The following is a 21,031-nucleotide window of genomic DNA, read 5'->3' on the forward strand; positions in this document are numbered from 1 at the left end:
CACGACGCCGATGGTCAGGGCCCCGAGACCCCGCGCGATCTTCGCGACGACCGGAGCGCCTCCGGTGCCGGTGCCGCCGCCCTCGCCCGCGGTGACGAAGACCATGTCGGCCCCCTTGAGGACCTCCTCGATCTCCTCCGCGTGGTCTTCGGCGGCCTTGCGGCCCACCTCGGGGTCGGCGCCGGCGCCGAGACCGCGGGTGAGCTCGCGACCGACGTCGAGCTTGACGTCGGCGTCGCTCATGAGCAGGGCCTGGGCGTCGGTGTTGATCGCGATGAACTCGACGCCCTTGAGCCCGACGTCGATCATCCTGTTGATGGCGTTGACGCCACCGCCGCCGATCCCGACGACCTTGATGACGGCCAGGTAGTTGTGCGGGTCTGCAGCCACGACGGGCCTTTCCTCGGTGGTGGTGTGCACCAAAAGTCTCGATGTTTACTACACGGTTAGTACCAGCTCTCGCCGACCGTGCTGACTGACGGTATGCCGTCGGCGCAGGCGCGGCGTGCACGACTCGCGGCGTGTCCCGCACCTTCGGCACGAGATTGCCCCACGATCGACGACGCATGGTGCTGGAGTGACTGATGGTGTCAGAGGGACGGATTCGCTGCCGCAGCGGGTCAGGGCGTCCGGCATACCCGGGTGGCCAGAGGTGACCTCTCGCGAGCCCTGCGCCGAGAGGTCAGGTCCGGTCGGTCTGAGGCCCTGGGATCGACCACTGGTGACCTCTCGACCGCGGCCCGCCTGAGCTCACGCGAAAGGTGACCTCTGGCGGGGACGGATGCCGCCGTCCGCCTGCGCGCGATGTCAGTTCAGCCTGCGGCGCGAGGTCAGCGGGTGACCGGGGTGTCGGGGGCGCTGACGTCGATGGTCCCGGGCTTCGTGCCGAGCAGGACCCGGAGGATGGCGAGCTTCTTCGGACCGTCCGAGGACCCACCCCAGACCACCGTCACGCCCCCCAGGGTGAGGGTGACGAGGTCGGCGCTGCTGACGGTGATGCCGGACACGGTCCCGCGCAGGTCGGCGGGCAGGATCGTCAGCACACCGATCGCGGCGAGCAGGCCCTGGGGGTCGGGCGAGGCCGAGGTCGCGTTGACGACCGGGATGCCGGGCGGGACAGCGGCGACGGTCTCGTATGCCGTGCCCGTCGCATCCACAACCTGTAGTTGACCTTGAGGGTTTTTCATCGCGAGGACAGGGGCTCTCCGAGTGACCTCGACGGTGATGGTGTTCGGCCAGGTGCGCACGACCGCGACCCGGTCCACGGTGGCGATCGCCTCGACCCGGGCGGCGGCGGCAGCGGTGTCGACCCGCGCCAACGGCGTCCGCATCGGGATCCGGGCGGCGGTGAGAGCCGCGGCGCGCTCCGTCGGGTCGGTCAGGCCGGAGACCGTGACCGAGCGGACGGCAAGCAGCGGGCTGATGGCGACCACCCAGAACAGGGCGAGGACGACCACCAGCGCGATCGCCCCTATCGCTGCCAGCCGCCACGGGCGCCGACGCACCTGGCGGGCCCGCTCCTCGAACCGCTGCCTCGTCCCCGGCATCGGCCTGCTCCGGACGGTCATCGGTGCTCCCTCTCAGTGGTGTGACTGGTGTCGCCGCTGGCGCTGGCGCTGGTGTCGTGCACACGCGTCTCGAGCTCGCGGAGCACCTCCGGGCCGACCATCGTCACGTCACCGGCCCCGACGGTGAGGACGAGGTCTCCCGGACGGGCCAGGGCGACGACGAGCGGGGCGACGTTGATCCAGGACGGCTCGTAGTGGACCTCCGGCGTTGTCCCGCGCGATGACGCGGCCGGCGCATCGGCAGACGCGGCGGCGGCACCGACGGCGTCGGCGACCAGCCGACCGGTGACGCCCGGAAGGGCGTCCTCGCGCGCGGCGTACACGTCCATGACGATGACGACGTCGGCCGGCGCCAGCGCCGCGCCGAGCTCTGCGGCGAAGTCGCGGGTGCGGGAGTAGAGGTGCGGCTGGAAGACGACCACGAGGCGGCCCGTGCCGATGTCGTCGACGAGCCGGCGACCGGTCGCGACGACGGCCGCCAGCTTGCCGGGGTTGTGGGCGTAGTCGTCGACGACCTGCACCCCGGCCACCAGCCCCCGCGGCTCGAACCGCCGCCGCGTCCCCGAGAAGGACGCGAGCCCGTCGAGGACCTGCTCGGCCGGCTGGTCGAGACCCACGACCGCGGCCCCGAAGGCTGCCGCGGCGTTGAGGACGTTGTGCGCGCCGGGGACGGCGAGCACGAGCTCGTGGTCCGCGCCGTCCAGAGCGAGGTGGGCCCGGGAGGTGAGCCCGGCGTGGACCACGTCGGCGACGCGCAGGTCGGCGTCGGGCGACTCGCCGTAGGTGAGCACGCGCACGCCCTGGGCGCGGGCGTGCTCCACCAGCTCACGGGCCCCGGCGTCATCGACGCAGGCCACGAGGAGCCCGCCCGGGAGGATCGTGGCGACGAAGGCGCGGTAGGCCTCCTTGACGGTCTCGAGGTCGCCGTAGAAGTCGAGGTGGTCGGGCTGGACGCTGGTGACGACGGCGACACCGGGCCGGTAGACCAGGAACGACCCGTCGCTCTCGTCCGCCTCGACGACGTACACGTCACCCGTGCCGAGGTGCGCGTTGGTGCCGGCGCGGGCGAGCTCGCCGCCGATGGCGAAGGACGGGTCGAGGCCGCACGCCTGGAGGGCCACGGTGAGCAGCGAGGTGGTCGTCGTCTTGCCGTTGGCCCCGGCGACCGCGACCCGACGCGTCCCCGTCATCGTGGCGGCCAGGGCCTGCGACCGGTGCATCACCCGGAGCCCGGCCGCACGGGCCGCGACGAGCTCGGGGTTCGAGTCCCGGATCGCCGAGGAGATGACGACCGTGTCCACGCCCTGGACGTGAGCCGCGTCGTGGCCGAGCCGGACGACCGCACCCTCGGCCTCGAGGGCCCGCAGCAGGGGCGACTCCTTGGCGTCGCTCCCGCTGACGGCCATCCCACGGGTGAGCATGATCCGGGCAACGCCCGACATACCCGCCCCGCCGATGGCGACGAAGTGGACGCGCCCCAGCTCCGCGGCGTCGGGCACGTCGGCGAGGAAGTCGAAGCGGGTCGGGGGGAGGGTCACGTCGGTGACCCCGCCGCCGCCCCGGCGGTGCTGCCGGAGCCCCGACCGCCCCCGCCAACCCGGCCACGCGGCGTGCTGGCGGCCCGGAAGACCAGGTCGGCGAGCAGCTCGTCGGCGTCGCGCTGGCCGACGGATGCCGAGGCGAGCGCCATCGCGGCCAGGCGCGCGCGGTCGAGCGCTAACGGCACCAGCCGCTCCGCGATCCACTCGGGCGTGAGCGCCGCGTCGTCGAGGACGAGCCCGCCGCCGGCCGCGACGACCTGGGCCGCGTTGAGGCGCTGCTCGCCGTTGCCGATCGGCAGCGGGACGTAGACCGCCGGCAGGCCGACCGCCGTGAGCTCGCAGACGGTGTTGGCCCCCGACCGGCAGACGACGAGGTCGGCCGCGCTGTAGGCGAGCTCCATCCGGTCGGCGTAGGGCACGGTGACGTAGGGCGCGCCGTCCGCCGGCACCTCCGGCGTGAACTCCTTGCCGAGGCCGGTGACGTGCAGCACCTGCAGTCCCGCACCGCTCAGCCGGGCGGCCGACGCGGCGAAGGCGTCGTTGAGCCGCTTCGCCCCGAGGGAGCCGCCGGTGACCAGGAGGGTCGGCCACCGTGGGTCGAGCCCGAACGCCAGCATCGCCTCCTCGCGCCGCGAGGCGCGGTCGAGCCGGGAGATCTCCCGGCGCAGCGGCATCCCCACGACGCTCGCGTGCGTCAGTCGCGTCCCCGGGAAGGTCGTCGCGACCCACGGGGTGAGTCGCGCGCCGAGCCGGTTGGCCAGGCCGGCGGTCGCGTTCTGCTCGTCGACGACGATGGGGAGGCGCCGGCGCCGAGCCGCGAGGTATGCCGGGGTCGAGACGTAGCCGCCGAAGCCCACCACGACCTCGGCGCCGCACTCGTCCATCGCCGTCCCGGCGGCGGCGACCGCTCGCCAGAGCGCGCGCGGCAGGCGGAGCAGGGCCGGGTCGGGACGTCGTGGCATGGGGACCCGGGGCACGAAGCGCAGGTCGTAGCCGCGGGCCGGGACGAGGCGGGACTCCAGCCCGGTCTCGGTGCCGAGGGCCGTGATCCGCACGTCGCCGTTGCGCCGACGCAGCGCATCGGCCAGGGCGAGGAGGGGGGAGACATGACCGGCCGACCCCCCGCCGGCAAGGAGCACCGAGGAGGGTCCGGGCGGTCCCATCACCGGCGCCTGCGGCCGGGCAGCACCGCGAGGGAGCGACGCACCACGCTGTGGCGCGCCGACAGCATCTCGTGGGCGTCGGGTTCGGAGCGCGCGAAGGACAAGAGCATGCCGAGCGCGAGCAGCGTTGTCACCAGGGCCGATCCACCCGCAGAGACGAGCGGGAGCGGGATCCCGATGACGGGCAGCAGCCCGATCACCGACCCGATGTTGATCATCGCCTGGGCGAGCAGCCATGCCATCACGCCGGCACTCGCGATCCGCACGAACTGGTCCTGGGTGCGCACCACGAGGCGGTAACAGGCGAAGGCGAGCAGGGCGAAGAGCATCAGGATGACGAGGGTGCCGGGCAGGCCCAGCTCCTCGCCGATGATCGCGAAGATGAAGTCGTTGTGGGCCTCCGGCAGCCAGCCCCACTTCTCCATGCTGGCGCCAAGGCCGACTCCCCACCACCCGCCGTCGGCGAGCGCGTAGAGGCCGTGGACCGACTGGTAGCAGGCGCCGGTCGTGTCGGCGCCGCAGTCGCGCCACGACCCGATGCGGCTCATCCGGTTGGCGCTGGTGACGACGAGGACGAGGACGCCCGTGCCGATGACCACCAGGGCGCCGACGAAGAACCGGATCGGGACGCCGGCGACGAAGAGGACGGCGGCGACGATGGCCAGCAGGACGAGGGCGGTGCCGAGGTCGTGGCCGAGCAGGTCGAGCCCGATCACCCCGGCGGCGACGGGCACGACGAAGGGGAACAGCACGTGTGTGAGGCTGCCCAGCGACTTGCGCTTGTTCGAGAGGACGAGCGCGGCGACGAGGACGAGCCCGATCTTGGCGAACTCCGCCGGCTGCAGCTGGACCGGGCCCAACCGGACCCAGTTGCGGTTGCCGTTGACCTCGACCCCGATCCCCGGGACCAGGGTCATGGCCTGGAGGAGCATCGCCATGGCGAGGCTCGGGATGGCGAGCCGCCGCCACCACGCGACGGGGATCCGGGAGGCGACGGCCGCCCCGACGAGGCCGAGCACGGCATACACCGCCTGGGCCGTGAAGTCGCTGAACGCCGAGCCCCCGGCCCTCAACGAGGTGACCATCGACGCGGACAGCACCATCACCAGGCCGAAGACCACGAGCACGATCATCGTGCTGAGGATGAGGTAGTAGGACGTCACCGGGGACTCGAGCCGCTCCGACAGCGCGGTCCGGGCAGCCGCCCGCCCCGACGATCCCGCGGCCGCCCTCGGCCGGGCGGTGGTGCTGCTCATCGGTCGGGCTCACCCTCGGCCAGCCGCGCGACCGCGGCCTCGAAGGCGTCACCCCGGGCCGCGTAGTTGGCGAACATGTCCATGGAGGCGGCCGCCGGAGCGAGCAGCACCACGTCTCCGGGTGAGGCGAGCTCGGCCGCCCGTGCGACGACGACGTCCATCACGTCCACTGCGGCCATGTCCCCAGTGTCCGACGGATCGAGGTCGACGACGGGGACATCCGGCGCGTGTCGGGCCAACGCCTCGGCGATCCTCGCCCGGTCCACGCCGATGAGGACCACGCCCTTCAGCCGGTCCTTGACCATCTCGACGAGGTCGTCGATGTCGGCCCCCTTGAGCAGGCCGCCGGCGACCCAGACGACCGACTCGAAGGAGCGCAGCGACGCGGCCGCCGCGTGGGGGTTGGTGGCCTTCGAGTCGTTGACGTAGCGGACCCCCGCGACGGTGGCCACCTCGGCGATGCGGTGGGGGTCGGGGCGGAACGCCCGCAGCCCGTCGCGCACCGACAGCGGACCCACGCCGTAGGCCCGCGCCAGGGCGGCGGCGGCCAGGGCGTTGGCGACGTAGTGCGGAGCGAGGCTGGGTGCGTCTCCCTGCAGGTCGGCGAGGGTGGCCAGCTCGGCGGCGGAGTTCTGCCGCTGCTCGACGAAGGCGCGGTCGGCGAGGACCTCCTCGACGAGGCCGAGCATCGACGGGGCTGGCACCCCCAGGGTGAAGCCGATCGCCCGGCACCCCTCGACGACCTTGGCCTCCTCGACGAGCTGCTCGGTGAGGGGGTCGGCGACGTTGTAGACGCAGGCGATGTGGGTGTTGGCGTAGACCTTGCCCTTGGCCCGGAGGTATTCCTCGAAGGACCCGTGCCAGTCGATGTGGTCCGGCGCGACGTTGAGGCAGGCCGAGGCGACGGCCGAGACCGACCGCTGCCAGTGCAGCTGGAAGCTGGACAGCTCGACCGCGATGACGTCGTAGGGGTCGGGGTGGAGCACCGCCTCGAGGATCGGCGTCCCGACGTTGCCGGCGCTGGTCGCCCGCAGCCCCGCGGCGCGCAGGATCGTCGCCAGCATGTTGACCGTCGTCGTCTTGCCGTTTGTGCCGGTGACGGTGAGCCACGGCGCGGAACCGGTCGCGGCCCGCATCCGCCAGGCGAGCTCCACCTCGCCCCAGACCGGTATGCCGCGGGCCTCGGCCTCGAGCAGCAGCGGCTGGTCGGGCCGCCAGCCCGGGGAGGTGACGACGAGGTCGACGTCCTCCTCGGGCAGCCCCGCCGTGTGCTCGGCGCCCTGGCGGACGGTGACGTCGAGGATGCCGAGGATGTTGGCCCGCTCGTCGTTGGCCGGCTTCGCGCCGGTGGCCGCCCCGTCGACGGCGATGACGTGTGCGCCGCGCTCGGCGAGGGCGTCGGCCGCGGCGAACCCGCTGACGCCGAGGCCCGCGACGAGGACCCGCAGGCCCGACCAGTCGGCGTCCTTGTGGGTCAGCCCCGGCCGCGGTTCGTAGGACGGGTCGTACTCCGTCATGAGGTGCCCACCACCCACTCTGCGTAGAAGATCCCGAGGCCGACTGCGGCGCAGAGCCCGGCGATGATCCAGAACCGGATGACGACCGTGATCTCGTGCCACCCGACGAGCTCGAAGTGGTGGTGGAGCGGTGCCATCCGCAGCACCCGTTTTCGGGTGAGCTTGAACGAGGTGACCTGCGCGATCACCGACAGCGTCTCGAGGACGAAGAGGCCGGCGAGGACGATCACGAGCAGCTCCGTTCGGGTGCAGATGGCGAGGCCCGCCACCATGCCCCCGAGGGCGAGCGAGCCGGTGTCGCCCATGAAGATCTGCGCGGGCGAGGCGTTCCACCAGAGGAATCCGAAGCAGGCGCCCATCCCGGCCGCCGCCACCACCGCGAGGTCGAGGCTGTCGCGGACCTCGTAGCACTTGGGCCCGGGGTTGGTCTGGCAGTTCTGGTTGGCGGTCCAGATCCCGATGAGCACGTAGGCGCCGAGGACCATCGTGGACGCGCCCGCCGCCAGGCCGTCGAGCCCGTCGGTGAGGTTCACCCCGTTGCTCGTCGCGGAGATCATCAGGTTGGCCCAGAGGATGAACAGGATCACCCCGCCGATCGTGCCCGCGAAGGCGAGGTTGACGTGCGTGTCGCGCACGGTGGAGATGAACGGCACCGCGGGGGTGCGCCCGGAGTCGTTGCGGAACTGCAGCGCGAGGAGGGCGAAGACCACCCCGACGAGCCCCTGCCCGGCGAGCTTCTGCTTCGAGCGCAGCCCGAGGCTGCGCTGGCGGGTGATCTTGATGAAGTCGTCGAGGAAGCCGATGACGCCGAGTCCGGTGGCGAGGAAGAGGACGAGCAGCCCGCTGGCGCTGGGCAGGGTGAGGGTGAAGAGGTGCGAGGCGAAGTAGGCGAGCAGGAGGGCGCCCACGATCACCGCCCCACCCATCGTCGGTGTGCCGCGCTTGGTGTGGTGCGAGGTCGGACCGTCGTCGCGGATGAACTGGCCGTAGCTGCGCCGCACCAGGAACGTGATGAAGAGCGGCGTGCCGAGGAGGGCGAGGACGAGGGACAGCCCGCCGGCGATGAGCACCGCCTTCACAACGGCACCTCCAGCCCGACGAGACGATCTCCGAGCCACCGTAGCCCGGCGTCCCGGCTGGACTTGAGCAACACGACGTCGCCGTCGGCGAGTTCTTCCCCCAGCAGCCCGTATGCCGCGTCGACGTCGGGCACCCACGTCACGGCCGCGGGGTCGGCCGCCACGGCGATGTCCCGGGCGCCGTCGCCGACGGCGACGACGCGGTCGACCCGGAGGTCGGCGGTGAGCCGGCCGACGTCGCGGTGCGCCGTCACGGACTCCGCGCCGAGCTCGAGCATCGTGCCGAGCACCGCCCAGGTGCGCCGGGCGGGGGTCGCCGCGTCGGCGATCGACCGCAGGGCCAGCAGGGCGGCGCGCATCGAGTCGGGGTTCGCGTTGTAGGCGTCGTTGACGACGGTGACGCCGTCGTCACGCTCGTGGACCTCCATCCGCCACCTGCTCACGGCGCCGGCTCCGGCGAGCGCCCGGATGGCGTCCTCCGGGGCGAGGCCGCACCCCACCGCGGCTGCGACGACCGCGAGGGCATTGCCCACCTGGTGGGCACCGGAGACGGTCAGGCCCACCGGCAAGGTGCGACCGAAACCGTTGAGGGTGAACGACGCCCGGCCGAGGGAGTCGAGGAGGACGCCGGTGGCCCGCACGTCGGCGGACCGGTCGACGCCGACGGTGACCACCCGGGCCGAGGTCCGCGAGGCCATCGCCGCGACGGCCGGGTCGTCGGCGTTGAGGACGGCGAGGCCGCCGGGAGCGAGCGCCTCGACGAGCTCGCCCTTGGCCAGGGCGATGTTGGCGCGCGAGCCGAACTCCCCCACGTGGGCGGTCCCGACGTTGAGCACGATCGCGACGTCGGGGGGCGCGATGGTCGTGAGGTAGGCGAGGTGGCCGATGCCCCGGGCGCCCATCTCCGTCACGAGGAAGCGGGTGTCCGGGGTGATCCGGCAGACCGTCAGTGGCACCCCGATCTCGCCGTTGAGCGAGTCGACGGGCGCGACGGTCGGACCGGCGGTGGCGAGCACCTGGGCGAGGAGGTCCTTGGTGCTCGTCTTGCCCGACGAGCCCGTGATCGCGACCGTCTGCAACCCGGTGGCCCGGGCGAGCACCCCGCGGGCGATCCGGCCGAACGCCGTCTGGACGTCGTCGACCACGACGCACGGCAGCTCCTCGACGACGTGGCCGGTCAGCGCGGCGACGGCCCCGGCGGCGCGGGCAGCGCCCACGAACCGGTGCCCGTCCGTCGTCTCGCCGACGCGGGCGACGAAGAGCCCGCCCCGGGCGACCTCCCTGGAGCTGGTGACCACCGGGCCGTCCACGACGACCGCTGCGGTCGCGGGGTCGTCGGGGTGCAGGGTGCCCCCGGTGAGTGCCGCGATCTCCTGCAGGGTCAGGGCGATCATCCGGCGCCGTCCGGCGCGTGGGTCTGGTCGTCCGGGGCGTAGGCCCGGCCGTCCAGTGCCGCCCGCAGCGCGTCGCGGTCGTCGAAGGCGTGGATCGTGCCGGCGACGTCCTGCCCGGTCTCGTGGCCCTTCCCGAGGACGAGCACGGTGTTGTCCGCCGACGGCGTCGCCCTCCTGGCGATCTCGACTGCCCGCGCCATGGCGGCGGCACGGCCCTCGACGTTCTCGCACGTCCCCTGGTGGACCGCCCCTGCGGCGCCGGCCCCGACCTCCGCCCGGATGGCCGCGGGATCCTCGCTGCGGGGGTTGTCGTCGGTGATGATGACGTCGTCGGCCCAGCGGGCAGCGGCAGCGCCCATGGCGGGGCGCTTGCCGCGGTCGCGGTCGCCCCCGGCGCCGAGGACGACGACGAGACGTCCCGGGGTCGTGGGGCGCAGCGCGCGCAGGGCGGCGTCGACGGCGTCGGGGGTGTGGGCGTAGTCGACGATGGTGCGCGGGTCGTCGCCCCGCGGTGACGTGGCGGCGACGCGTTCCATGCGACCGGGGACGACCGGCTCCCGGGCCATCGCCCTGCTGACCGCGGCCGGGTCGTGACCGAGGGCAAGCAGGGCGACCGCGGCCATGGCGGTGTTGACGACGTTGAACTCGCCCGGGAGGTGGCACTGCAGCTCGAGCCGGCCGACCGGGCCGTCGAGGGTGAAATGTGGCCAGTCTCCTTGGCGCACGGTCCAGTCCGCGATCGTGTCCGGGCGCGCGGTCAGCGTCTCGACCGGGACGGTGGCCTCGAGGGCGAGGCGGGCTCCCCACGCGTCGTCGACGCAGATCACCCCCCGACGGGCGTGCTCCGGGGTGAAGAGCAAGGCCTTGGCCCCGAAGTAGTCCTCCATCGTGGGGTGGAAGTCGAGGTGGTCCTGGGAGAGGTTGGTGAAGAGCGCCACGTCGAACACGGCTCCGTCGACGCGGTACTGGCGCAGGGCATGGCTCGACACCTCCATCACGGCGGCTGTGCTGCCCTCCTCGAGCATCATCGCGAAGATGGCGTGCAGGTCGGTGGCCTCCGGCGTGGTGCGGGCCGAGGGCAGCCGTCGCGAGCCCAGCCGGGTCTCGACCGTGCCGATCAGGCCGGCGGTCACGCCGAGGTGGCGCAGTCCCGACTCCACGAGGTATGCCGTGGTCGTCTTGCCGTTGGTGCCGGTGATCCCCACGAGGGCCAGGTGGTCGGCCGGGCGACCGTAGACCCGGGCAGCCACCGCTCCGAGGACTTGGCGGGGCGACGCGCAGACCAGCACCGGCACTCCCCTCCCTTCCGCGCCGAGCCCGTCCGCGGCGAGCCCGTCCGCGGCGAGCCCGAGCGCGGCGAGCCCGAGCGCGGCGATGGTCCGGGCGCCATCGGGGTCGGTGAGGAGCGCGACGGCGCCCGCCGCGACCGCCTCCGCCGCAAAGGTGGCGCCGTGCGTCCGATAGCCCGGGAGGGCGGCATACAGGTCGCCGGGCCGGATGGTGCGGGAGTCGAGCGAGACCCCGGTGATGCCGACGGACGACCCCTCCTCGACCTGCGAGGACGGTTCGCCGACCGCTCCCTGCACGCCCTGCACGCCCTTCACGCCATGCACGAGCCCGCGCACCTCTTCGAGGGGCACCGCGACGAGACGGCTCGGGCGGGGCGACGACACGGCTGCGAGGTTACCGCCTCGGGCGGGCGCCTCGAGGCACCCGAGGGGCGAGCCCGACGGGACGGGGCTAGTTCCGCTTCTCACCGTTGAGGACCGCCGGGTCGTTGGGGTCCCAGCCTGCGGTGGAGCTGAGGGGGATGACCGGGGCGATCTGACCGGACGGGGCGATCTGGTTCTTCTGGAGGAGATAGGTCATGACCTTCTGGAAGATGGGTGCGCCGAGCATGCCACCGAAGTGCCCCTGGACCGGCCGTTGGAGCGTGACCGAGATGACGTACTTCGGGGCGTCCGCAGGCGCGTAGCCGATGAAGGAGGCGGTATAGCCGCTGTAGCCCTTGACGGCGTCGTCGTAGCGGTTGGCCGTGCCGGTCTTGCCCGCCACCCGATAGCCGTCGATCTTGGCCTTCGGCGCCGTGCCACTCGGGCCGACGACCTCCTCGAGCATCTGGCTGACCTTCGTCGCGGTGTCCGCGGACACGACGCGCTGACCCTGCGGGGCGGCCGCCGGGGTCACCGTGCCGTCGGCGTCCGTGGTGCTCTCGACGATCGACGGGGGGATGCGGACTCCCCCGTTGGCCAGCGTCTGGTAGACCCCGGTGGCCTGGATCGCGTTGAGGGAGTAGCCCTGCCCGAACAGGATGTTGTAGCGCTGCGACGGGCTCCAGTCGGTCGACTTGGCGAAGATGCCGGCCGACTCGCTGGTGAAGCCGGTGCCCGGCTTGGTGCCGATCCCGAAATTGCGGAAGTAGCTCTCCAGCGTCGGCGGCGGGACCGCCTCGGTGGCGAGCATCGTGCCGATGTTGCTCGACATGGCCAGGGCGCCGGCGACCGTGAGGTTGAGGGTGGGGTGGTCGACGTCGTCCTTGAAGCTCACACCGCCGCGGGGCAGCCGGTTGGGGACGATGAGCGACGTCGTCGGCGAGATCTGGCCCAGCTCGATCGCGGTCGCCATCGACATGACCTTGCCCGTCGAGCCCGGTTCGTAGGTGTCCGCGAACGCGTGGTTCTGGAGCTGGAAGGGGGTGGCGCCGCGGATGTTGGTCGGGTCGAAGGTGGGATAGGACGCGACGGCACGCAGCTTGCCGGTCTTGACCTCCTGGACGACGACGTAGCCCGAGAGGGCCCCGCTCGTGGTCACCGTGTTGGCGATCGCGTTCTGGGCGACCCACTGCAGGTCCGCGTCGATGGTCAAGGTGACGTTCTTGCCCGCGACCGCAGGCACGTTCTGCTGCTCCGCCCACGGGATCATCTGCCCGCTGCGCGCCTGCTCGTAAACCTGCTTGCCCGGGGTGCCGGCGAGGGCCGCCCGCTGGGTCCACTCGATCCCGCCGCCGTCCTGGTTGTCGTTCGCGAGGAAGCCCACCACCGAGGCGGTCGAGAGGCTGGTCGGGTAGACCCGCTTCGTCGTCGTCTCGCTGTAGACGCCGGGGATGCCGAGCGCGGCGATCTGTCGCCAGACCAACGGGGTGACGTCCTTGGCGACGACCCGGTAGCGCGCGGTCCCGGTGAGCTGGGTGACGAGGGCGGCCGGCGTCGTGCCGAGGAGCGGGGCCAGCACCTCCGCCGCACCGACGACACCGACCGTGACGCGCTTCTTGGCGATGACGCGGCTGTAGGACGGCAGCGCCGTCTGGTCGACGGTGACGGTCTTGCGCTCGACGCTCGAGGCGAGGACGACCCCGTTGGTGTCCAGGATCTCGCCGCGCACCGCCGGGGTGACGACGGTCCGCAGCCGGTTGAACTCCGCCGCCGACGCCACGCTCGAGGCGTCGAAGGCCTGCACCCGCAGCAGCTGCCCGGCGAAGATCGTGAAGACGAACATCGCCACGACGAGCAGCAGGCGCGCCCGACGGCGGGGGTTGGCCACCCCGAGGCGCGGACGGCGCGGGCCGCCGGCACCGGGGCGGCCGGGACGCGACGGGTGGGACCGGGCCGCGGGACGAGCCGGACGCGCGGGACGGGTCGTCGCCTCGGTCGTCGGGGTCGTCGGGGTCGTCGGGGTCGTCGGGGTCGTCGGGGTCGTCGGGGTCGGCCTGCCCACCCGGCTCACCGCTTCACCGGGGTCGTCGCAGCTGCCGGGGGTGGGGTCTTGGCCGGGGTGGCCGGGGTCTTGGCCGGGGTCGCCGGGGTCGCCGGGGTCTTGGCCGCGGTCGCGGGCGTCTTGGCCGGGGCTGCCGGGGTCGCCGGGGCCGCCACCGGCGTGGTGACGACGTTCAGGCGCTGGGAGTCCTGGGCCGCCTTTGCTGCCCCGAGGATCGCGCCGTCGCTCAGCCGGATGAAGGCCATGCTCTGCGCCGGGACCATCCCCATCTGCTGCGCCCGGGCCGCGAGGGTGCGTGGGGAGCGCTGGTCGTCGACGGCCGCGGTGGCCTGCTCCGCGGTGTCGGTGAGGACCCCGGACCGGGTCTGGAGGTCGGTCAGCGCGAAGGCCCCCTGCGCGAGCGAGGTGTTGAGCATCAGCAGCGCGACGAGGCCCGCGAGCAGCAGACCGGCGCACATGCCGGCGAAGAGGCCGTTGCCCGAGCGCCCGATGGCGGAGGGAACGACGCGCAGCGGCGCGCTCGCGGGGCGACGGGTGAACGATCGCGGGGCGGCTGGCGCCGAGGCGCGGGCGGCGCCCCGCAGGGCGGTCGGCTGGCTCACTGGACGCCTTTCGGACGACGGGTCGGTGCGGTGGGTCGGGTCGGTCGGGTCGCGCGGCGTCCGCTGGCGGCAAGGCGTTCGGCCGCTCGCAGCCGGGCGGAGGCGGCTCGCGGGTTGTCGGCCGTCTCGGCGGCCGTGGGCTCTTCCGCCCCGCGGGTCAGCAGCCGCAGGTATGCCGCGTGCTCGGGCAGCTCGACGGGCAGGCCGGCAGGCGTGCTCGAGGTGGCGCCCTCGACGAGGGCGCGCTTGGTGATCCGGTCCTCGAGGGAGTGATAGCTGAGGACCGCGATCCGGCCGCCGACGGCGAGCGCGTCGATCGCCTCGGGCAACGCCCGTTCCCAGGCGGACAGCTCGGCGTTGACCTCGATGCGCAGGGCCTGGAAGGTGCGCTTGCCCGGGTGCCCACCGCTCTTCTGGGAGGCGACGGGCACCGCAGCCTTGAGCAGGTCGACGAGCCGGGCCGACGTGGTGAAGGGGGCTGCCGTCCGCTCGCGGACGATGGCGCGCACGATGCGCTTGGCGAAGCGCTCCTCGCCGTAGTCCTTGAGGATCCGCTCGAGGCGATCCGGCTCGTAGGTGTTGACGACCTCGGCGGCGGTGATGCCCTCGCCCTGGTCCATCCGCATGTCCAGCGGTGCGTCGACGCGGTAGGCGAACCCGCGGTCGTCCTCGTCGAGCTGCAGCGAGGAGACCCCCAGGTCGAAGAGCGCGGCATCGATCTGCTGCAGACCGAGAGACTCGACCACCGCGGTGAACTCGTCGTAGACCGCGTGGACCAGGTCGATCCGGTCGGCGTGCCGGGCCAGCCGCTCCGACGCCAGCTCGAGCGCCTCGGGGTCGCGGTCGATGCCGACGAGACGCACCTCGGGGAAGGCCTCGAGAACCGCGAGCGCATGGCCGCCCATGCCGAGGGTGCCGTCGACGTAGACCGCGCCGGGACGGGTCAGGGCCGGACCGAGCAGCTCGATGACGCGGTCCCGCAGGACCGGCAGGTGCCGGCCTTCGGGGTTGCCTCGCGTCGTCATCGTGCGTCTCCGTCTCCGTGGTCGTCGGTGGGCTGGGCGGTGCGGGGTGGTCCTGACGATCTGGTCCCCATCCGCTCGGCCGGCCCGGGACGGGGGAAGTCGTCCCGGGAAGGCGAGCGGCTGGAGGCCGGAGGGTCAGGGCGGATGCGGTCGGGCGGATCAGAAGATCCACGATGGCGTCAGAAGATCCCGGGAATGACCTCCTCGGACTGCTCGGCGAAGGCCGCCTCGGTCTGGCCCAGGTAGGCGTCCCAGGCGGCGGTGTCCCAGACCTCGACGCGGTTGCCTGCGCCGATGACCGTGCACTCGCGCGTCAGCCCGGCATACGTGCGGAGGGTGGTGGGCACGGTGACCCGCCCCTGCTTGTCGGGGACCTCGTCGGAGGCACCCGAGAGGAAGACGCGGACGTAGTCGCGGACCGCTTTGGAGGAGGTGGGGCCCTGCTGCATCTGCGTCGCCACCCGGTTGAACTCCGGGACGTCGTAGACGTAGAGGCAGCGCTCCTGGCCCTTGGTGATCACGAGGCCGTCGGCGAGCCGGTCGCGGAACTTCGCGGGCAGGAAGAGGCGGCCCTTCTCGTCGAGTCGCGGGGTGTGGGTCCCGAGGAACAACGCCGGCCACCTCCCCTCGTCTCGACCCGATGGTGTCCACCTTGCTCCGTGAAGCCCCACTGTACTCCACTTTTCCCCACTTCCATCGCTCCCAGGCTCATCCGTTCGGACGATCTGTGCCATCGCCGCAGGTCACCGGCCGTGGAGCGAAGTGGAGGGCTGTCGGGGTCGCTCCCCCGACCGCGGGCCCAAGGGAAACCGTCGACGCCACGGCTGAACCGCTCCGGGCCGGCGGACGTCACCGGTAGGTGGGCGTGCGCCCGATCCGGGCCACCCCGCGGCGCCGAATCACCCCGGGAAGCCCGACCTCGGGCGCCTCCGCCCTTCGACCCACCTCTCGTGCTGCCTCCGTCGACCCCGTCCCACCCGGGATCGCTATGCGGGTGGAGCGAAGTGGGGGAAGATCAACGCACATCGGTGACGTCGATGGTGGACACCAAGGCCGCAAGGCATTCCATGGCCGGAGGAACAGGCGTGACGAAGCTGACCGAGCACCCCAGCGAGGGTGGCCAGACGAGGTCCGAGAACGGCCGGGTGAGCTCGGTCAACGGGCAGCCCACCCCCGAGGCCGGCCAGCTCAGCTCCCCCGAGGCGCTCGACGAGGTGCGGGCCGTCGCGGCGCGGATCTCCGACTCGATGACGCGGGTCATCGAGGGGAAGCTCGAGGTGGTGCAGATGGCCATCGCGGTCCTGCTCGCCGAGGGCCACCTGCTCATCGAGGACGTCCCCGGCGTCGGCAAGACGATGCTGGCCAAGTCGCTGGCCCGCACGATCGACTGCACGGTCCGGCGCATCCAGTTCACGCCGGACCTGCTTCCGAGCGACATCACCGGCGTCAGCGTCTTCAACCAGGACGTGCGCGACTTCGAGTTCCGGCCCGGAGCCATCTTCGCCAACGTCGTCGTCGGCGACGAGATCAACCGGGCCTCGCCGAAGACCCAGTCCGCACTCCTGGAGAGCATGGAGGAGGGGCAGGTCACCGTCGACGGGCGCACCTACGAGCTGCACCGTCCGTTCATCGTCATGGCGACCCAGAACCCCATCGAGATGGAGGGCACCTACCCCCTGCCCGAGGCACAGCGTGACCGGTTCATGGCCCGGATCTCGATGGGCTACCCGTCGGCCGCCTCCGAGGTCGCGATGCTCGACACCCACGGCGGCGTGCCACCGCTCGCCAGCCTCACCCCGGTCACCGACGCGCCCACCGTCGCCCGCCTCATCGCCGTCGTGCGCGACGTCTGGGCCAGCCCCGCCATCCGGCAGTATGTCGTCGACCTCAGCACCGCCACGAGGGAGAGCAGCGCGCTGCGCCTCGGTGCCTCGCCGCGGGCGACCCTCCACATGCTGCGCGCCGCCCGCGCCGTCGCCGCCCTCGACGGCCGCGACCACGTGCTGCCCGACGACGTCCAGCAGGTCGCGGTCCCCGTCCTGGCCCACCGGCTCATCCTCTCCGGCGAGGCGCAGCTCAGCCGCCGGACGGCCGAGGACGTCCTGCGCGAGATCCTGCGCCGCGTGCCCGTCGCCGCCACGCGCCGCTAGCGGCGGCGCCCGAGCATGCGTCGCTTTCGTGAGGTCCTGACGACCCGGGGTCGCGCCTTCATCGCGGCCGGCACGACCCTGACCCTCTGCGGGTGGGCGCTCGGCTTCTCCGACATCACTCGCGTCGGCGTGCTGCTGCTCACCCTCCCGGTCGCGACCGGTCTGCTGGCGCGGCAGCAGCGGGCGTCCGTGCGCGTGGAGCGGCACCTCGTCCCTGCCCGGGTGAGCGTCGACCAGCCGGCCACAGTCAGCGTACTGCTCGAGAACACCGGGGTCCGGCGAACTCCGTTGCTGCTGGCCGAGGAGCGGCTCGACTACGTCCTCGGCGACAGGCCCCGGTTCCTGCTCGGTCGGATGACGTCCGGGGAGCGGCGTCAGGTCGACTACGTCATTCGCGCCCACCTGCGCGGCCGGCACACCCTGGGGCCGCTGGCCGTGCAGCTGCGTGACCCCTTCGGACTCACCACCCGGTTCGCCGAGGTCGGCACCACCGACGAGATCGTCGTCCTGCCGCGCATCGACCTGCTGAGCGGCGGCCAGCCCCCGGGCACCGGTCTCGGTGCCGAGGGCGAGACCCCGCACATGGTCGCGCTCCACGGGGAGGACGACCAGTCGATCCGGGAGTACCGCGACGGTGACGACCTGCGCCGTATCCACTGGCCCGCGACCGCCCGGACCGGCGACCTCATGGTCCGCCAGGAGGACCGGCCGGCCCGCCGCCGGGCCGTCATCCTCCTCGACCCCCGCAGTGCCGGGCACCGGGGCAGCGGGGCGGGCAGCTCCTTCGAGTGGGCCGTCTCGGGGGTCGCCTCCATCCTCACCCACCTCGCGGCCCAGGGGTATGCCGTGCACCTCGTCAGCCTGGAGTCCGTCCACGACGGGCAGGCCGTCGTGTCGACCGAGCCGGACGAGGCCCTCACCCTGCTCGCCGAGGCGCGGATGGGCGACGACCACGTGCTCGACGACCTGGTCCGCGCCGGCCACCAGGTGGCCTCGTCCGGTGGTCTGGTCATCGCCGTCCTCGCCGACCGCGACGAGGAGGCCCTGCGCCAGGTCGCCTCGCTGCGGCAGCCGGGAGGCACCGGGTTGGCCATCCTGCTCGACACCGCGACCTTCGCGGACGGACGCGACGCGGGCGGTGACGCCGCGGCACACAGCGAGCTCCTGCACCTGGCGGGGTGGAGCGCCGTCCCTGTTTCCGCCGGCGACGCCCCGGCCACGGCCTGGGCAGCGCTCACGACCAAGGGGGTGCTCATCCGATGAGGACGCGCGTGCCCGAGGCCTTCCTCGCCTTCGCGGCCACCGTGGCGGCGGTCCTCGGCCTGACCACGCTGACGACGACGGGCAACTGGCTCGCCACGGCCGTCTGGACGTGCTTGGCGGTCGCCGTCGCCGGCATCGGCCTGCGCCGACTGACCAGCCGCGGGTGGGTGGTCCTGCTCGGGCAGGTCGTCCTCGTCGGGTGGTTCGTCATCGCCCTCTTCGCCCGGTCCTCGCTGACCTTCGGGCTTCCCGGACCGGCGGCGATCGCGCGCCTCGGTGACCTCGTCGCGGACGTCACCGACGTGCTGCACAAGTATGCCGCCCCGATCCCGACGACGCCCGGGGTGGAGTTCCTCCTGGTCTCGGCCGTGACCGTCCTCGCCCTGGTCGTCGACTACCTGGCCGTGACCCGCAATGCGCCGGCCGCCGCCGGCCTGCCCCTGCTGGCCGCCTTCCTCACCGCGGCGGCCAACAGCGGCTCCTCGCTGGCCCCGGGCTACTTCCTCGTCGCCGCCCTCGTGTGGCTGATCCTGATCTCCCGGCAGGCGAGCGGTTCCGTCCGGCGCTGGTCGACGACGATGGCGAGCCCGCGAACTCCCACCACGTCCTCCGACCACGAGTCCGAGGCGATGGGCGGGTTCGGGAGCAGCGCCCGCCAGCTCGGGGTGGTGGCCCTGGTGGCGGCCGTGCTGCTGCCGGCGATCATCCCCCACCTGCCCACGCGCTTCATCCTCGACGGGCTCGGCCGGAACGACAGCGCGGTCGGCAACGGCGGGCGGGTCGGCTTCAGCTCGACCCTCGACCTCACCCGGAGCCTCCAGGACGGGTCCCTCAACCCGGTCTTCAGCTACCGCACCTCGGCTCCCGGCACGCCGCCACCCCTGCGCGTGGTCGTCACCTCGGACTACGTCGGCGGCCAGTGGCGGACCAGCCCGGGCGCCCAGTCGAGCCAGCAGGACCTCACGGCGCCCGGGCTCATCTCTCCCGACGTCGCCGTCCAGGACCGGACCTTCGCCGTCACGCAGAACACCCTGGAGGCACCGCACATCGCGGCGCCACAACCCGTGGTGGGAGCCGACTTCGGCAGCACGCCGTGGGGGGCCGACCCACGCACGGGCGACCTCTACGTGCGGGCCCGCCCCGACAGCTACTCGGTGACCTACCGCGAGGTGAACGTCGCACCCGCGCAGCTGCGAGACGGCATACCGGGCGGCGCGAGCGGCCAGAACGACCCGCAGGTGACCGGCTCCCTGGGTGTCGACCAGGGGTCGGCCCAGGTCGTGAACGACCTCGTCGCGAAGATCACGGCCGGGACGAAGACGAGCTACGACGCGGCCGTGGCGATCCAGAACTGGTTCCGCACCACCGGCGACTTCACCTACTCCCTCACGCTGGCAGCGCCGGCGGTCGACGGCGCCGGTCAGCCGGTCACCAACCCCATCACCAACTTCCTCCTCACCAAGCAGGGCTACTGCGTGCAGTTCGCCTCGGCCATGATCATGATGGCCCGCGCCAAGGGGATTCCGGCGCGGATGGCCATCGGCTTCCTGCCCGGCACCTTCGCGGAAGGCGGTTACACCGTGCGCGCGGCCGACGCGCACGCCTGGCCGGAGCTCTACTTCCCGGGAGCGGGTTGGCTGCGCTTCGAGCCCACCCCTGCCGGCCGGACCGGCTCGGCCCCGGCCTACACGACGCCCACCACCCTCGGCAACACCACCGGTCCCAACAAGGACCCCTCGGCCAGTGTGACGGCGAGCGCCGCTCCCAGCTCCGGCGTGGCCCGCAAGCTCGGCGCGGACACCGCCGCCGGCGGGACGATCTCGACCCCCCTTTCCGACCGGGTGCGGATCTGGTTCACCGACCCCGGCCACCTCGTGCTCCTCGCCCTCCTGCTCGGGCTGCTCGGGTCGCTCGTGCTGCCCGTCACCGCGCGCCTCGTCCACCGGCGACGGCGACTGCGCTCGCTCGATGCCGCGGAGCTCGCCGAGGCACAGTGGGACGAGCTGGTCTCCCGGCTGACCGATCTCGGCTTCCGCCCTCCCGACGGCGGCACGTTGCGCGACTGGCGGGCGCATTACACCCGCGAGGCCTATTTCGACGACGCCGCGAAGGCGTCGATGGGACACGTCGTGGCGACGCTCGAGCGCACCCGATACGCCCGACCGGGACGGGCGCAGGTCGATGTGCGCGAGGACCTGCGGGTCATCACCCGGGCGGCGGCCGAGAGCCGGCCACGCGGCCTGCGCCTGCGGGCGTTCCTCTTCCCCCGGGACGGCCTGGAGTGGTGGTCACGGCTGACCAACGCCGTCACCGGTGTCCCGGGTCGACTGGTCGCGCCGTTCGCCAGGCGACTCGGGCGACTCGGGCGACTCGGGCGACTCGGGCGTAGCCCGCGCCGCCGTGGCTGAGACGGCCGCCCGGACGCTTCACGCGAACGGTCCGCCCGGATGGCTGGGCCGGCCTCTGCTTTCCCCTCCTGCGTCGGGGCTGCGTGGGGACCAGTCGGAGGCCGAGGCGCGTACCCTCAGGACACGGAGCCATCAGGGCTCCCGATGAGGGAGCAGGCCATGGCCGACAAATCACCCCGACAGCATCTCGCGAAGAAAGCGGGGAAGTCCCTCAAGGAGAAGCGTGCTGACAAGCACGCCAAGGCCGACGACAAGGCGCGGCCGATCATCGTCCCGCCGACCAAGCGCGGCTGACCCCGGGCGGACCTTGAGCACGACGGGACGGAGGGCTGACCACAGCCGGCTGTGGTC

General features: G+C 72.8%; 16 protein-coding genes and 1 pseudogene. 4 read left to right on the forward strand and 13 right to left on the reverse strand.

Annotation, left to right across the window (positions count from 1 at the left end; genetic code table 11):
- The 13 genes and pseudogenes from Q0R63_RS10690 to mraZ form a co-directional block, all read right to left on the reverse strand.
- Nucleotides 1–390 (reverse strand): annotated as a pseudogene (locus Q0R63_RS10690) (cell division protein FtsZ); the annotation flags it as partial.
- A 440-nt stretch (nucleotides 391–830) separates the two neighbouring features.
- A complete protein-coding gene (locus tag Q0R63_RS10695) occupies nucleotides 831–1,568 on the reverse strand; it encodes an FtsQ-type POTRA domain-containing protein (RefSeq protein WP_295697095.1) in 738 nt (245 codons plus the stop codon).
- Nucleotides 1,565–3,010, reverse strand: a complete 1,446-nt coding sequence (gene murC / locus Q0R63_RS10700; RefSeq protein ID WP_295697112.1) for a UDP-N-acetylmuramate--L-alanine ligase — start codon at nucleotides 3,008–3,010, stop codon at nucleotides 1,565–1,567. Before murC ends, Q0R63_RS10695 begins: the two co-directional genes overlap by 4 nt.
- Before the next feature lie 92 nt (nucleotides 3,011–3,102).
- Nucleotides 3,103–4,272, reverse strand: a complete 1,170-nt coding sequence (gene murG / locus Q0R63_RS10705; RefSeq protein ID WP_295697096.1) for an undecaprenyldiphospho-muramoylpentapeptide beta-N-acetylglucosaminyltransferase — start codon at nucleotides 4,270–4,272, stop codon at nucleotides 3,103–3,105.
- Nucleotides 4,272–5,528, reverse strand: a complete 1,257-nt coding sequence (ftsW, locus tag Q0R63_RS10710; protein WP_295697097.1) for a putative lipid II flippase FtsW — start codon at nucleotides 5,526–5,528, stop codon at nucleotides 4,272–4,274. Before ftsW ends, murG begins: the two co-directional genes overlap by 1 nt.
- Complete coding sequence (gene murD, locus Q0R63_RS10715; protein WP_295697098.1) at nucleotides 5,525–7,045, reverse strand: UDP-N-acetylmuramoyl-L-alanine--D-glutamate ligase; 1,521 nt, start codon at nucleotides 7,043–7,045, stop codon at nucleotides 5,525–5,527. Before murD ends, ftsW begins: the two co-directional genes overlap by 4 nt.
- On the reverse strand, nucleotides 7,042–8,124 hold the full coding sequence (mraY, locus tag Q0R63_RS10720) for a phospho-N-acetylmuramoyl-pentapeptide-transferase (RefSeq protein ID WP_295697099.1): 1,083 nt from the start codon (nucleotides 8,122–8,124) through the stop codon (nucleotides 7,042–7,044). Before mraY ends, murD begins: the two co-directional genes overlap by 4 nt.
- Nucleotides 8,121–9,518 (reverse strand): UDP-N-acetylmuramoyl-tripeptide--D-alanyl-D-alanine ligase, encoded by a 1,398-nt coding sequence (murF, locus tag Q0R63_RS10725; RefSeq protein ID WP_295697100.1) that lies wholly within the window; start codon nucleotides 9,516–9,518, stop codon nucleotides 8,121–8,123. Before murF ends, mraY begins: the two co-directional genes overlap by 4 nt.
- Nucleotides 9,515–11,191 carry a UDP-N-acetylmuramoyl-L-alanyl-D-glutamate--2,6-diaminopimelate ligase gene (locus Q0R63_RS10730; protein WP_295697101.1) on the reverse strand — a complete coding sequence of 559 codons (1,677 nt, stop codon included), beginning with the start codon at nucleotides 11,189–11,191 and terminating at the stop codon, nucleotides 9,515–9,517. Before Q0R63_RS10730 ends, murF begins: the two co-directional genes overlap by 4 nt.
- A gap of 67 nt (nucleotides 11,192–11,258) precedes the next feature.
- Nucleotides 11,259–13,232: a penicillin-binding protein 2 gene (locus Q0R63_RS10735; protein ID WP_295697102.1), complete on the reverse strand. Its 1,974-nt coding sequence runs from the start codon at nucleotides 13,230–13,232 to the stop codon at nucleotides 11,259–11,261.
- Between the two features lie 5 nt (nucleotides 13,233–13,237).
- A complete protein-coding gene (locus Q0R63_RS10740; RefSeq protein ID WP_295697103.1) occupies nucleotides 13,238–13,834 on the reverse strand; it encodes a hypothetical protein in 597 nt (198 codons plus the stop codon).
- On the reverse strand, nucleotides 13,831–14,859 hold the full coding sequence (gene rsmH / locus Q0R63_RS10745) for a 16S rRNA (cytosine(1402)-N(4))-methyltransferase RsmH (protein ID WP_295697104.1): 1,029 nt from the start codon (nucleotides 14,857–14,859) through the stop codon (nucleotides 13,831–13,833). The genes Q0R63_RS10740 and rsmH overlap by 4 nt, the downstream gene beginning before the upstream one ends.
- 179 nt (nucleotides 14,860–15,038) lie before the next feature.
- On the reverse strand, nucleotides 15,039–15,470 hold the full coding sequence (gene mraZ / locus Q0R63_RS10750) for a division/cell wall cluster transcriptional repressor MraZ (RefSeq protein WP_295697106.1): 432 nt from the start codon (nucleotides 15,468–15,470) through the stop codon (nucleotides 15,039–15,041).
- 603 nt (nucleotides 15,471–16,073) lie between these two features.
- Between mraZ and Q0R63_RS10755 the strand changes: the two genes are divergently transcribed.
- From Q0R63_RS10755 to Q0R63_RS10770, 4 genes are all read left to right on the forward strand, one after another.
- Nucleotides 16,074–17,009: an AAA family ATPase gene (locus Q0R63_RS10755; RefSeq protein WP_295697114.1), complete on the forward strand. Its 936-nt coding sequence runs from the start codon at nucleotides 16,074–16,076 to the stop codon at nucleotides 17,007–17,009.
- Nucleotides 17,010–17,024: 15 nt separating this feature from the next.
- Nucleotides 17,025–18,272, forward strand: coding sequence for a DUF58 domain-containing protein (locus Q0R63_RS10760; RefSeq protein ID WP_295697108.1), 1,248 nt, complete (start codon nucleotides 17,025–17,027; stop codon nucleotides 18,270–18,272).
- Nucleotides 18,269–20,680 carry a transglutaminase domain-containing protein gene (locus Q0R63_RS10765; protein ID WP_295697110.1) on the forward strand — a complete coding sequence of 804 codons (2,412 nt, stop codon included), beginning with the start codon at nucleotides 18,269–18,271 and terminating at the stop codon, nucleotides 20,678–20,680. Before Q0R63_RS10760 ends, Q0R63_RS10765 begins: the two co-directional genes overlap by 4 nt.
- Nucleotides 20,681–20,839: 159 nt before the next feature.
- Nucleotides 20,840–20,974: a hypothetical protein gene (locus Q0R63_RS10770; protein ID WP_295697111.1), complete on the forward strand. Its 135-nt coding sequence runs from the start codon at nucleotides 20,840–20,842 to the stop codon at nucleotides 20,972–20,974.
- Nucleotides 20,975–21,031: the final 57 nt, after the last annotated feature.

The organism is Lapillicoccus sp., from assembly GCF_025353065.1.
Lineage (GTDB): Bacteria > Actinomycetota > Actinomycetes > Actinomycetales > Dermatophilaceae > Lapillicoccus.